Source organism: Arthrobacter sp. B2060 (genome assembly GCF_059090445.1).
The window spans coordinates 116578-129487 of record NZ_JBNHFR010000004.1; the positions used below are offsets into that span (position 1 = coordinate 116578).

The 12910-nt window shown below is 67.6% G+C and carries 13 protein-coding genes; 4 read left to right on the plus strand and 9 right to left on the minus strand.

Going from position 1 to position 12910, the window contains the following annotated elements; translation table 11 throughout:
• Nucleotides 1-56: 56 nt before the first annotated feature.
• A complete protein-coding gene (gene asd, locus AC5RUM_RS09350; protein ID WP_494034654.1) occupies nucleotides 57-1199 on the plus strand; it encodes an aspartate-semialdehyde dehydrogenase in 1143 nt (380 codons plus the stop codon).
• Between the two features lie 207 nt (nucleotides 1200-1406).
• Nucleotides 1407-2393 carry an NAD-dependent epimerase/dehydratase family protein gene (locus AC5RUM_RS09355; RefSeq protein ID WP_494034655.1) on the plus strand — a complete coding sequence of 329 codons (987 nt, stop codon included), beginning with the start codon at nucleotides 1407-1409 and terminating at the stop codon, nucleotides 2391-2393.
• Between the two features lie 279 nt (nucleotides 2394-2672).
• Here the strand turns inward: AC5RUM_RS09355 and AC5RUM_RS09360 are convergent, their stop codons facing one another.
• The 8 genes from AC5RUM_RS09360 to AC5RUM_RS09395 form a co-directional block, all read right to left on the minus strand.
• A complete protein-coding gene (locus AC5RUM_RS09360) occupies nucleotides 2673-3800 on the minus strand; it encodes a winged helix DNA-binding domain-containing protein (protein WP_494034656.1) in 1128 nt (375 codons plus the stop codon).
• A 122-nt stretch (nucleotides 3801-3922) separates the two neighbouring features.
• Nucleotides 3923-4990, minus strand: coding sequence for a UDP-N-acetylmuramate dehydrogenase (locus tag AC5RUM_RS09365; RefSeq protein ID WP_400580368.1), 1068 nt, complete (start codon nucleotides 4988-4990; stop codon nucleotides 3923-3925).
• Nucleotides 4991-5048: 58 nt separating this feature from the next.
• On the minus strand, nucleotides 5049-6317 hold the full coding sequence (locus AC5RUM_RS09370) for an MFS transporter (RefSeq protein WP_494034657.1): 1269 nt from the start codon (nucleotides 6315-6317) through the stop codon (nucleotides 5049-5051).
• A complete protein-coding gene (locus tag AC5RUM_RS09375) occupies nucleotides 6314-6751 on the minus strand; it encodes a MaoC family dehydratase (RefSeq protein ID WP_494034658.1) in 438 nt (145 codons plus the stop codon). The genes AC5RUM_RS09370 and AC5RUM_RS09375 overlap by 4 nt, the downstream gene beginning before the upstream one ends.
• Nucleotides 6752-6753: 2 nt before the next feature.
• Nucleotides 6754-7215, minus strand: a complete 462-nt coding sequence (locus tag AC5RUM_RS09380) for an FAS1-like dehydratase domain-containing protein (protein ID WP_400580374.1) — start codon at nucleotides 7213-7215, stop codon at nucleotides 6754-6756.
• Between the two features lie 53 nt (nucleotides 7216-7268).
• Complete coding sequence (locus AC5RUM_RS09385) at nucleotides 7269-7493, minus strand: DUF3188 domain-containing protein (RefSeq protein WP_494034659.1); 225 nt, start codon at nucleotides 7491-7493, stop codon at nucleotides 7269-7271.
• Between the two features lie 97 nt (nucleotides 7494-7590).
• Nucleotides 7591-8538 (minus strand): DUF2797 domain-containing protein, encoded by a 948-nt coding sequence (locus AC5RUM_RS09390; protein ID WP_494034660.1) that lies wholly within the window; start codon nucleotides 8536-8538, stop codon nucleotides 7591-7593.
• Nucleotides 8539-8565: 27 nt separating this feature from the next.
• Nucleotides 8566-9429: an HpcH/HpaI aldolase/citrate lyase family protein gene (locus AC5RUM_RS09395; RefSeq protein WP_494034661.1), complete on the minus strand. Its 864-nt coding sequence runs from the start codon at nucleotides 9427-9429 to the stop codon at nucleotides 8566-8568.
• 362 nt (nucleotides 9430-9791) lie between these two features.
• On the opposite strand from AC5RUM_RS09395, the gene AC5RUM_RS09400 reads away from it, so the two are divergent.
• Both AC5RUM_RS09400 and AC5RUM_RS09405 read left to right on the plus strand, forming a co-directional pair.
• Complete coding sequence (locus AC5RUM_RS09400) at nucleotides 9792-10811, plus strand: ABC transporter substrate-binding protein (protein ID WP_494034662.1); 1020 nt, start codon at nucleotides 9792-9794, stop codon at nucleotides 10809-10811.
• Between the two features lie 45 nt (nucleotides 10812-10856).
• Nucleotides 10857-11780: a TauD/TfdA dioxygenase family protein gene (locus AC5RUM_RS09405; protein WP_494034663.1), complete on the plus strand. Its 924-nt coding sequence runs from the start codon at nucleotides 10857-10859 to the stop codon at nucleotides 11778-11780.
• A gap of 108 nt (nucleotides 11781-11888) precedes the next feature.
• Here the strand turns inward: AC5RUM_RS09405 and AC5RUM_RS09410 are convergent, their stop codons facing one another.
• The gene (locus AC5RUM_RS09410; protein ID WP_494034664.1) at nucleotides 11889-12869 is read right to left on the minus strand and encodes an aldo/keto reductase; all 981 of its coding nucleotides are present in this window, start codon (nucleotides 12867-12869) and stop codon (nucleotides 11889-11891) included.
• Between the last annotated feature and the right edge of the window lie 41 nt (nucleotides 12870-12910).

The window sequence follows — 12910 nt, forward strand, 5'->3', positions numbered from 1 at the left end:
CGGCCGGAGTGACGTAACCGACTGCGCCCCGGCGCTGCAAAGTCTAAACTGGCCAAATGACTACAGCAGCTACTCCGTCCGTTGGACTGGTCGGTTGGCGTGGCATGGTCGGCTCTGTCCTGATGCAGCGCATGCAGGATGAGGGCGACTTCGCCAACATCAACCCGGTATTTTTCTCCACCTCAAACGCAGGCGGCGCCGCCCCGACTCTTGCCGGTACGGCCGCCGGTGCGGCCGGCAAGCTCGAGGACGCGTTCGACGTCGACGCGCTGGCGAAGCTGCCGATTATCGTCACCGCCCAGGGCGGCGACTACACCAAGCAGGTCCACGGCGAGCTGCGCAGCCGCGGCTGGGACGGCCTCTGGATCGACGCCGCGTCCACGCTGCGGATGAACGATGACTCCATCATCGTGCTGGACCCGATCAACCGCGACGTCATCGACAAGGGCCTGGCCAACGGCACCAAGGACTTCATCGGCGGCAACTGCACTGTCTCCTGCATGCTCATGGGCCTCGGCGGGCTCTTCAAGAACGGCCTCGTCGAGTGGGGCACGTCCATGACCTACCAGGCCGCCTCCGGCGGCGGTGCACGGCACATGCGTGAGCTCCTCAGCCAGTTCGGCACGCTCAACGCCGAGGTCAGCACCGAACTGGACGACCCGGCGTCGGCCATTTTGGACATCGACCGCAAGGTCCTGGCCCACCAGCGCACCGACATCGACGCCACCCAGTTCGGCGTGCCGCTCGCCGGTTCCCTGATCCCCTGGATCGACGCGGACCTCGGCAACGGCCAGTCCAAGGAAGAGTGGAAGGCAGGCGTGGAGACCAACAAGATCCTCGGCAACTCCGCCGACAACCGGGTTGTCGTGGACGGCCTGTGCGTCCGGATCGGTGCCATGCGCTCCCACTCCCAGGCGCTCACCCTCAAGCTGCGCGAGGACCTGTCCGTCACCGAAATCGAAGACATCCTCGCCAAGGACAACGAGTGGGTCAAGGTGGTGCCCAACACCAAGGAAGCCTCTATGGCCGACCTCACCCCGGTTGCAGCCTCAGGCACCCTGGACATCCCGGTGGGACGCATCCGCAAGCTGGAAATGGGCCCGGAGTACATCAGCGCCTTCACGGTGGGCGACCAGCTCCTGTGGGGAGCCGCCGAACCGCTCCGCCGCATGCTGAACATCGCCACCGGGACGCTTTAGCCCGACCGCATCCCCGCACGAGCGGCCCTGCCCCGCATAATCCGCCTTGCCCAAGGCCGCTTATGCGGGGCGGGGCCGCTTTTGCATCTCCGACCGGGCGAGGGTGGCCTGCAGGGCCCCAGCGGGTTGAGATCGATCTGACGGCTGACCATCTGCTGCCAGCGAAACCGTCTGGCCACGTGGTGATCCCGGTGCTTGTGTGTCGGTATGGAGATCCTGGTTCTGGGCGGAACGGCATGGGTGGGTCGGGAGCTGTCGCGCCAGGCGATCAAGCGCGGTCATCGGGTGACCTGCCTCGCGCGTGGCGAGAGCGGTGAAGTGGCGGACCGAGCGACACTGGTCGCCGCCGACCGGCGCGATCCGTCGGCGTACGGGCCCCTGCTCGACCGCGTGTGGGACGCGGTCGTCGAGGTGTCATGGCAGCCGGGCTTCGTTCGTGGGGCACTCGGTGTGCTGGGCAGCAAGGCCGGGCACTGGGTGTATATCTCGTCCGGCAACGCCTACGCTTCCCACGCCGCGCCGGGGGCGGACGAGTCCGCGGCCCTGCTCGCCCCGACTGACCGGAGCGAGGTCGATCGCGAGTTGTACGGTGAGGCGAAGGTCGCTTGCGAGCAGGCGTCGTCGGCCGCTGTGGGCGACCGCCTCCTGATCGCACGAGCCGGGCTTATCGGCGGCCCGGGCGACCACAGCGGGCGCTCCGGCTACTGGGTCGCCCGCGCTGCACGCGATCCGCAAGGGCCCCTGCTGGTCCCCGACACACCGGCCATGCCGACCCAGATAGTCGATGTGAGGGACCTCACCGCCTGGCTGCTCGACGCCGCAGAGAGGGGAACCACCGGCACCTACAACGCAGTCGGCCCGGTCGTTCCGTTCGGAGAGTGGATCGAGCTGTGCCGCGCCATTGGCGGGCACACCGGTCCGGTGGTCACCGCCGAATCGGCGTGGCTGCTCGCCAACGGCGTGGCCCAGTACATGGGGTCCGAATCGCTGGCGATGTGGCTAGTCGAGCCCGGCTGGGAAGGGTGGTCGGCCCGGGACGGTTCCTCGGCACGCGCCGCGGGGCTGCGTCACCGGCCCCGGGCGGAGATGCTGGCCGACACGCTGCGCTGGGAACGCGAGCAGGGGCTGGACCGGGAAAGGCGCGCAGGCCTCAGCGCGCAGCGCGAACGCGAGTTGCTTGACGCCCTCGGCTGATGGAGCTGGACTGGTCTCGCACACCCGTTGCGTTGATGCCGCTGGTGCGGGGAGCTACCCCGAGATCCCCCAACTCCGGGCAGCCCCGGCTCTGGTCTCAGCTCGAGGCTCGCAGATGGTTGACTGTTTGACAGATACAGAAGCATCCAAGACTGCCCAGGTTCGTTCCGGCCGCGGCGAGACGCGCCGTATGTGGACAACCAGCGGGCCTCCCCGGCTTGACCGGCCCTCGACCGCACAACCGTCGCTGCCAGGGCCGGTCAAGCGGGGCAGGGCCGGTCAAGACGCGAGGAATCTTTCGTACCGCTCAACAGCCCTGGTGAACGCCGCCAGGGGCGAGGGGCCGAGGGGCCTGGTGTCGTCGAAGGGCTCGGGAACGAACCGGGCAGCGCGCCCTGTCCCCTGCCGCGCCCATGTGCCGACCACTTCGCCGCCCGCGACGATCGCCTTCTTGAACACCCCGTTACCGCCCGGGACGATCTTCTGGGCGTGCTCCGGCGGCAGCACCAGGCTGCGGTCCGTGTATCCGAGCACGAACTCGTCGAACCCTGGCAGCGCGAGAACCGTGCGCTGCCCCGGCACACCGTCGTCCAGCAGCGCGGCTGTCCCGGGTGAGAGCCAGTAGCCCGTTCCGTCAAACTCCAGTTCCACGAGTTCCCCGCGCACCGCGGCCAGGGCTGCCCGTGCTTCCGTCAGAGTGGTGTTGGACCACCAGGCGAAGTCCCGCACCGTCGCCGGTCCGTGGCCTCGCAGGTACCGCAGCAGCAGTTCGGCGAGGCCCTCCTCGCGTCCGAGGTCCCGGGAGGTGGCGATCCAGTCGTCGAATGCCACGAACTTCTGTTGGTTGCCCTCCAGCGGCCCAGGCACCAACGAGGCGCTTTGACACAGCAGCCCCAGCAGGTGGACGCCGCGCTGCCCCGTGGGCGGTTGGCCGCCTGCTTCGAAGGCTGCGAACAGCTCGCCCCGGGTGGCCCCGGCCGGCCTGCCGGATTCACTGCCTGCCCCGGAAACCAGGTCCAGGGCGATCTTCCGGCAGACTTCGACGTCCCCGGCGGTGATCTCCAGCTGGCGGTGACGGCTCGCCATGCCCTGGACCAGCCGCGGTGTGGTGATGTTGAGGATCCACCGCAGATCCTCCGGGGCGAGCAGGTGGAGGGTGCCGCGCATCGGCCAGGACCGCACCACTGTTCCCGAATTCAGGGCGGCCCGCACGTCGCTGAGTCCGGCCCCGGGAACGCGCAGGCCAACTGCCCACATCGCCGCCTGCAGATCCTGCGCCTGCAGGGCAGTCATGCCGCGGACGGCCTCGGGCACGCCGGCGAACCCCTTCCCAAGCAGCCCTTGCGACGCCAGCCGCAGCCGCCCGATGATTCTAGGAGTGACCCGTGTCCGCGCCGGCGATGCCATGACCCCATCCTAAGACCGCAGAACCCCCGGCGGGCCGGGCCGCACCGGCGGGCGCAGGAGGCAGTGTCTGGCGCAGGAACAGTGCCTGGCACAGGAAGCACCGCCTGGTGCAGAAGAGGTGCCTAGAGCTCGACGCCGATCAGCAGGGGTTCCGGGTGCAGCTCAATGCCGAAACGCCCGACGACGCCGTCCCGCACCTCGCGCGCGATTGCCACCATATCGGCGGCGCTGGCGGAGCCGCGGTTCGTGATGGCGAGGGTGTGTTTGGTGGATAGCGAAGCCCGGCCGCCGGAAACGCTGCCGGCGTCCAGCCCGAAGCCCTTTCCGAACCCGGACTGGTCGATCAGCCACGCCGCGGAAAGCTTGACGAGGCCGTCCGAGCCGCCCGGGTACCGGGGCGCATTTTCCGGCAGGGCGGCCGCGACGTCCTCGGGCACCATCGGATTGGTGAAGAACGATCCCGTGGAGTAGGTGTCGCGGTCGGCGGCGTTTAGGACCATGCCCTTGGACGCACGCAGCCGGAGCACCTCCCGGCGGACATCGTTGGAGTAGGCCCGCTGCCCCTGGTCAACACCCAGGACCCTGGCCAGCTCAGCGTAGCGGACGGGGGCGCTCATCCTGCCCAGCGGAAGCTGGAACTCGACGGTGAGGACAATGTAGCGGGGGGACCCGTTGACCGTGGTCTGTTTGAGGATCGAATCCCGGTAGCCGAACTTCAGCTCGGAGTTGGTAAAGGTCTTCACGGCGTTGCGTTCCCTGTCCCACGTGCGGACCGCGGCGATGGTCTGGGATACCTCGGACCCGTACGCGCCCACGTTCTGCACGGGAGTGGCGCCGGTGGCACCGGGGATGCCGGCGAGTGCCTCGATCCCGGACCAGGCGTGCAGCACCGCATGCTCCACGAGGGCATCCCAGTTGTGGCCGGCCTGGACCACCACGGACACGCCGCCGCAGGAGTCCTCCGCGCTGACGGTGAACCCCTCCGAGGCGATCTTCACGACGGTCCCGGGGAACCCGTCGTCGGAAATCAGCAGGTTGGAACCGCCGCCGATGATCAGCACGCGCTCCCCCGCGGCGTCCGCCGCACGCACCGCCTCGATGATTTCCGCTTCCGTGCGGGCCTCGATGTAGTTGCCGGCCGGGCCGCCGACGGCAGCGGTGGTCAGATCGTAAAGCATGGTGGGAGTCACCTGTCCAGCTTAACTTGGATTGCCGGTGTGCCTGTTATCGGGCCTTCCGCGAGTGACGTTACGGCACTTTCCGTGCCACCGGAGAGAGCAGGAAGCTCACCACGAGGACAGCCATGACGGCGAGCAGGGAGTGCAGGATTCCGACGTGTTCGGCCAGGAGGCCCAGCAGCGGCGGCCCGCACAGGAAGGCACCGTATCCAATGGTCGACACCACCGACACACGGGCGGCCGCTTTGGCGGGATCATCGGCGGCGGCGGACATTCCGACCGGGAATCCCAGCGAGGCACCCAGGCCCCAGATGGCCAGGGCCGCGAATGCGAGCCACGGCACCGGTGCGAACACGAACAGGGCCAGTCCCGCGACGGCGAGCGCGGAGCACCAGCGCATGACGGGCACCCTGCCGAACCGGTCGAGCAGGACTGTTCCGGCGAACCTTCCGATGGTCATGAAGGTGACGAAAATTCCGTAGCCTGCTGCTCCGGCTGCGTCCGACTGGTGGTGGCCGTCCGCGAGCGCGAGCGCCACCCAGTCCCCCGCCGCGCCTTCGGCCAGTGCCAGGCCGAGGACCATGACGCCCAGCAGCAGCGTCCGTTTGTCCCGCCAGGCCTGCGCGATCTTGCGCTTGTTGTCCAGCGGGGCGTCCCCGCCTTCGGTTCCCGGGCGGATGATGGGGATCGGTCCGGTGGACGGGTTCTCGAAGGTGTCCGGACGGTAGGGGGCCGCGCGTTCAACAGGCGTGATGTCCGCACGGAACCAGCGGGCCGCCGTCGTCACCGAACCCGCCACCACCAGGCCCGCCGCCGCGAGGTGCCAGAACACGGGCACGTCCGCGCCCGCCGCCCAGGCCCCCAGCCCGGCACCGGCCACGGTTCCCAGGCTGAAGGCGCCGTGCAGCCGCGGCATGATGTGGCGTCCGACGGCACGCTCCACTGCGGCGCCCTCAACGTTGGACGCAGTGTTCCAGCTCGCGGTCCCGAGACCGATTACGACCAGTCCGGCAGCCACCGCCAGCGGACTGGCCAACACTGATGTGCCGAATCCGGCCAGGACCAGCCCGGCGCCCACCATGATGCTGCCGGTGCGGATGGTGCGCTTGGAACCGAGCCGCAGCACGATCAGTCCCGATGCGGATACCGACAGGAACGACCCGGCCGACATGCACAGCAGCAGCAGCCCGATGGTCGCCGGTGTAAGGTCCAGTCCGTCGCGGATGGCGGGCAGTCGTGCGACCCATGAGGCGAAAGCTAGGCCGCTCGCTGCATAGGCCACCACCACGGCGTTGCGCCAGTGGGTGACCTCCGGTGTCTGGACGGCGGTGGAACTCAAGGGAGCTTGACGAGCGCCTGGGCCTTCACGAGGACTTTCTGTCCGTCAAAGACGACGGCGAGGTCCACGCGGGCCGTGCGCGCATCGGCGTCGAGCGCACCGATGGTGCCGCTGACGTCGAACACGGCCCCGGGATCGGAGGATCCGGTGGTGTCGGTGACCAGCACCGGCTTCGTGAAGCGCGTTTGGTAATCGACGACGGCGGCCGGGTCGCCTGCCCAGTCGGTCACCAGCTGCACGGCGGCACCCATGGTGAACATGCCGTGGGCGATGACGCCGGGGAGTTCCACACCGGTGGCGAACGCCTCGTTCCAGTGGATGGGGTTGAAGTCGCCGGACGCGCCGGCGTACTTGACCAGGTCCTGGCGGGTGACGCCGATGCTCCGGCTGCCGATGTCCTGGCCGACGGTCAGTTCTTCGAAAACGGCATTCATGGTTACTGTCCCTCTCCGCGGACCAGGATGGACGACTTGGTGGTGGAAACGGGCTCCCGGCCGTCGCCGTCGGTGAGGGCGAAAATTTCAGCCCGGGTGGTGATCATGGCGCCGCCGCCCATGGCGCGGACGCCGTCCACATGCAGTTCCGCCACCAGGCGGTCGCCGGCGAAGATGGGGCGGTGGTGGGTGAAGCGCTGGTCGGCGTGGACCACGCGTGAGAAGTCGATGCCGGCTTCCGGGTCCTCGATCAGCTGCGCGTCGGCCCGCTGCGCAATGATGATGGCGAACGTCGGCGGGGCCACGAGATCGCGGTGCCCCAGGCCCTGTGCGGCGTCAACGTCGAAATGGGCGGGGTGGGTGGCCTTGACGGCCCGAGCGAACTCGCGGATTTTCTCGCGGCCGACGTCGTACACCTCTGCGGCAGGGTAGCTCCGGCCCTGCAGATCCGGATTGATAGTCATGGCCTCAACCCTATCGGGGGTGGGCGTGGACCACCCAGTCGGGCCGGCTGCCGCTACCTTTTATAGGACTTGCGGATCTGCTGGCCGCGGACCACGAGGGCGACGACGTGCAGGACCAGGCCCAGGCCGATCACGGGCAGCGAGGCGATCATCAGCCCCTGGTTGTGCGTGCCGTTCCCGGCGAGGTTGAGGATGATGCCCGCAGCGATCAGGCCCATCGCGCTGAATACCAGGACTTTGTAGGATGCGGGGGCCGTGGCCCAGAATTCGTTCAGCACCATGACAGTCTACAAGCCGCCCGAATCCTGGAGTTCACGACTGGAGTCCCGGAATGGCCTGGCAAGCCAGGACGGGGGCATTCCGGAGCGGGCGCCATTAGAACAGCGCTTCCTGCACTGCCGGCACGCCGGAACTGAACTCCCCGAGTTCCACGTACCTGGCCTTCAGCTGCCCCAGGCTGACCACGAAGTCGAGATCCGAGCCGTCGATGACAGCCAGGCCATGGCTTCCGCACAGTGCCCCGAGGGTGAAGCCGTGGCTCCCGCTGTACAATGCGTGCGGATACGCATGCCGCGCGGCGGCCCTGCAAATGCCGGCGGCTTGCCCGGGGCGCACCCACTGCTCGTCCACCGTTTCAAAACCCCCTGCTGCGGTGCCAGCCAGCAGCGACCGCACCTGGTCCGCGATCCGGCGGTTCAGCCGGTCCAACTCTCCGCCGGGCCGGGGATCCGCCAAGGCAGCGGCTTTCGCGGCCGAGCGCACCTGCTGGGCCAGGCCGGCCTCACGCGTGACCATGTCCTCCAAAAGACGCACGACGCGTCCGTCGTCGGCGTGCGCCACATAGCGGCCCACCACGGCACCCTGCTCGGCCAGCCGGTTCCATTTCCGGGGCTGCGATGCCGTGCCGATTTTGCTGGCGCCATTGGCGAAGGTGGCCACGTACAGCCAGTGCGGCTGCATGAGGTAGCTTCGCAGCCCAGGCGGCACCCGGCCGCCCCGGTGGAAGTCGTGGATGAGCCGGGAGTCGTCCACCACAAAGCAGCGCTCACACTGGCTGCCCCGTGCCGCCGGGAACCGGTTCGGGCACGGCACATGTTCCCGCTCCGATGCGGAAAAAACCCTGGTGTGCCCGAGGCAGTGCTTCCCGCCATCCGCGACCCGGAAGCCCAGCCGCGTGCCGGCGTCGAGCCTTAACCCGCGAAACCCATGCTCCGGCGAAAGCGGTTGCAGGCGCAGCACGGGACGGCCGCCGTTGGCCGCGGGAGACTCCGGAGGCGGGCCATCCCAAAAGACCCCGTGCACCAGATAACGGGTATCGGTCACGGGGTCTCCTGGCAGTACGGGGGCCGGCTACAGCGCCGGCTGCACCCCAAAGGCTACCGCGAGCTTCATGATCTTCTCGGCACGGCCCAGGCGCGGCAGATCGGAACCGTCGCGGATAACGCGGCCGTTGGCCTCGAAGTCGGCCATGAAGTCGGTGGCCCAGGCGACGTCGGACGGCGTGGGGCTGATGACCTCGTTGATGACGCTTGTCTGGTCAATGGCCAGGCACAGCTTGCCGGTCATGCCCATCATCACTGTGACGCCGGTCTGCTCGCGCAGGATCGGGTGGTTGGTGCCGACGGTGGGACCGTCGATGGGTCCGGGCAGGTTGCCGACGCGGCTGGCCACCACAAGCTTGGCGCGCGGGTATGCCATGGCTTCCTGGGTGTTGGCCATGCCGGTGTCGCGGCGGAAGTCGCCGGATCCGAAGGCGAGGCGGAACGCACCCTGGGCCTTCGCGATGTTGTTGGCTTCCTCAATACCGACGGCGCTCTCCACGAGGGGGATGACGGGCGTCTTGCCGTCCATGCGGTGGAAGCTCTCCGTGACCTGGTCGGCCGATTCCGTCTTGGCCAGCATGACGCCCAGCAGGCCGGGCGTGCCGCGGAGGCCCGCGAGGTCATCGGCCCAGAAAGGGCTGATGGCGTCGTTGATCCGGACCCAGGCCTGGCCGCCGGCTGTCAGCCAGTTCACCACGTTGTCGCGCGCCGTGTTCTTCTGTGAGGGGTCCACCGCGTCTTCGATGTCAAGGATGATGGAGTCCGCGCGGGACACCGCCGACTGGTCGAAAAGTTCGGTTTTCATTGCGTTGACCAGCAGCCACGAACGGGCGATTTCGGCAGGGATGTTGCGTTCGTGCCGGGTGATCTCGGCGGTGGAAGTAGACGTCATACATATACCGTATCGGGCCTGCACCTGCTAAGGCGAAGATGACCGGCCTGCCGCGGTGATCAATACGACCAAAAGCCCAATCCTAGGCTCCCGCGGGGACGTTCCGCCAGCCTTCCGTCACAGACGATAACACGCCGCAACCGGATGTCTCATGACCCTCCGTTGCGCCCTGTTTCCGCGGATTTCCAAGGGTGTCCCGCCATGAACCGTGCGCTTTTCCCGGCACCTGAAGTGCGCTTACATCGATCCATCGGCCGCCGCGGAGGCCGGCAGGAACGGCCCCAGGCCGCCCGCACCGAACCACCGGCACCAAGAAGCGCCTGTTACACCTGAACGCCAGCAATGAAACCGAAGGAACCCCCATGAAACGACACCTGACCATCCTGAGTGCTGCGGCCGCCGTCGTCATCGCCCTGACAGTGTCCGGCTGCGGCGGGCCCTCGGTGGCCGGCACCGCTGAACCGGGAGCCAATGAGGTCAAGGAGCTCCGCTACCAGGGCTGGGCCAACACCGTGACACTCCCTGAACTGGCCGAAGACCTGGGCTACCTGGGCGACGTGAAGCTGAACTGGGTGGGCAACACCATCAGCGGCCCGCAGGACATCCAGTCGGCGGCCACCGGCCAGACGGACTTCGGCGGCGCGTTCGCCGGGGCCGTGGTGAAGCTCGTCGAGGCCGGGGCGCCTGTCAAAGCCGTGATCAATTACTACGGCGAGGACAGCAAGACCTTCAACGGCTTCTACGTCAAGGCGGACAGCCCCATCAAATCCGCCAGGGACTTCATCGGCAAGAAGATCGCGGTGAACACCCTGGGCGCCCATTCGGAGGCCGTCATCAACACCTACCTCCGCAAGAACGGGCTCAGCGCGGACGAAATCAAGCAGGTCCAGCTCGTCGTGGTCCCGCCCAACGACACCGAGGAAGCCATCCGCCGCGGGCAGGTGGACGCAGGCTCCCTCGGCGGCGTCCTCCAGGACAAAGCCATCGCCAACGGCGGGCTGCGTTCCGTCTTCAGCGACTTTGACCTGTTCGGCAGCTTCGCCGGCGGACCGTATGTCCTGCGGGAAGATTTCATCGCCCAGAACCCGAACACCACCCGGACGTTCACCACCGCCGTGGCGAAGGCAATCGAGTGGGAACGCACCACTCCCCGCAAGGAAGTGATCGCCCGCTTCACCAAAATCCTGAACGAGCGCGGCCGCAATGAAAACCCGGCCGCCCTGCAGTACTGGAAGAGCGTGGGCGTTCCCGCCAAGGGCGAGATCAAGGATGAGGACTTCACCCGCTGGAGCGAGTACCTGAAGTCCGCCGGCATCATCAAGGACGGCTTCGACGCCAAGAAGCTCTACACCAACGAATTCAACGGCCTCATCTCCAAGTAACCGCCGCTCCATCACCGCAAGGAGCACAACAGTAAGGGAAGAACCATGACCGCCATCACCGAAACGAAACTCGAATTCGCCAAGCTGGGATCCCGCATCGGCGCCGAAATCCGCGGCCTTGACCTCAGCGGGGACCTCAGCGCCGAAACCGTGGCGCAGATCCGCGCGGCCCTGAACGAGCACAAGGCGCTCGTCTTCCGGGAAGCAAATATCCTCTCCGACGAGGCCCAGGTGAAGTTCGCCAGCCACTTCGGGCCGCTGACCAAGGCCCACCCCACCGTGGCGTCCGTGGAGGGCGAGGAAAACGTCCTGCCCGTGGACAGCGAGAACGGCGCCGCCAACAACTGGCACACAGACGTCACGTTCGTGGTCAACCCGCCGCAGGCGTCGACTCTGCGCAGCATCGACGTGCCGGCGTACGGCGGCGAGACACTGATTGCGTCCTCCGCCGCCGCGTACCGGGACCTGCCGGATGAGCTGCGGAACTTCGCCGACACCCTGTGGGCCATCCACACCAACGACTACGACTACTCCGTGCCCAAGAACCTGGAGCACGCCAACGCCGAGGAGCGCCGCAAGGAGTTCACCCGGCTCAAGTTCGAGACCGCGCACCCGGTGGTTCGCGTCCACCCGCTGACCGGCGAGCGCGGATTGTTTATTGGGGGCTTCGCGCAGCGTCTGCGGATCGTTGGACTGTCCAACACGGAGTCCAGGGACATCATCCGGCTGCTCCAGGCCTATGTCACGCGGCCCGAGAACGTGGTGCGCGTGGACTGGGAGCCCAACCAGGTGGTGCTCTTCGACAACAGGATCACCCAGCACTACGCTCCGGACAACTACGACGGCCAGCAGCGCAAGCTCAACCGCGTCACCATCGCCGGGGACATTCCGGTGAGCGTGGACGGTACCCCGAGCCAGGCGCTGAAGGGCGACTCGTCCACGTATTCGGAGGTTGCCCCGCTGAGCTGACGCACGCCGTCGGCCCTTCCAGGGACGCCCCCACCCAACTGGTTCGCAGCAGGCGCCGTTTTGAGCGTTCAGAACGACCGCAGCTGCGGGCCAGTTGGGTTTACGCGGTTAAGGGATGGTGCTCCCCCGGGCCGTGACCCACAGCCGGTACCATTCCTCGCGGGTCATGGTCTCCGCCACCCTGGACGCCCCGGCGCAGGCCCGGATCCGGTCCGGGTTGGCCGTGCCGATCACCGGAGCGATCCCGGCCGGGTGCTTCATCAGCCACCCCAGCAGCACGGCCTCCCTGGTGGTGTCCCTGTCCCGTGCCATGTCGGAGAGCAGCTGGGCGGTGGCCCCTTCGGCAAGCGTGGGCCGTTCGGGCGGATTGCCGGTGTAGTGGCCCCGCGCCAGGGCACCGTAGGCCTGCAGGGTGATCCCCCGCCGGGCACAGTATTCCAAGGTCCCGTGCGGGAAGCTGTAGTCCGCGGCGCCCGGGTGGTTGACCAGCACCGTGCTCTCCAGCCAGTCGCGCTTGAGCAGGCTCAGCTCGAGCTGGTTGGCGATCACGGGCGTCTCGAGGCTGTCCTGCAGGAACTCGATCTGGGCCGCGGACATGTTGGACACGCCCAGTGCGCGCACCTTGCCGTCCGCCATCAGCTTCCCGACGGCGGCGCTCACCTCTGCCGGGTCCATCAGGGGGTCGGGGCGGTGCAGCAGGAGGACGTCGACGTGGTCAGTGCGCAGCCGTTCGAGGCTGCCGTTCACCCGTTCGATGATGGCGTCACTGCTCAGGTCATAGTGAGTCTCCAGGCCCCGCTCATTGAGCCGGATGCCGCACTTGGTCTGCAGCTGGATGCGGTCCCGCAGCCCGGGAGAGGCGGCCAGGACTTCGCCGAAGACTGCCTCGGATTTTCCGTTCCGGTAGATGTCCGCATGATCGAACAGCGTGACCCCGATGTCCATCGCGGCTTCTACCGCCGCAGCCGCGGTTTCGACGTCGGTGACGGTGTACGGGGCCTCCGACCAGTTCCCGCCCAGGCCCATGCACCCATAGATCAGCCGGCCGGCGGTCCCCCGGTCGGACGCCGTTGCAGTTTGTTCAGTCATTGCATCACTCTTTCACTTCCGCCGGATAAGGCCCAGCGCTT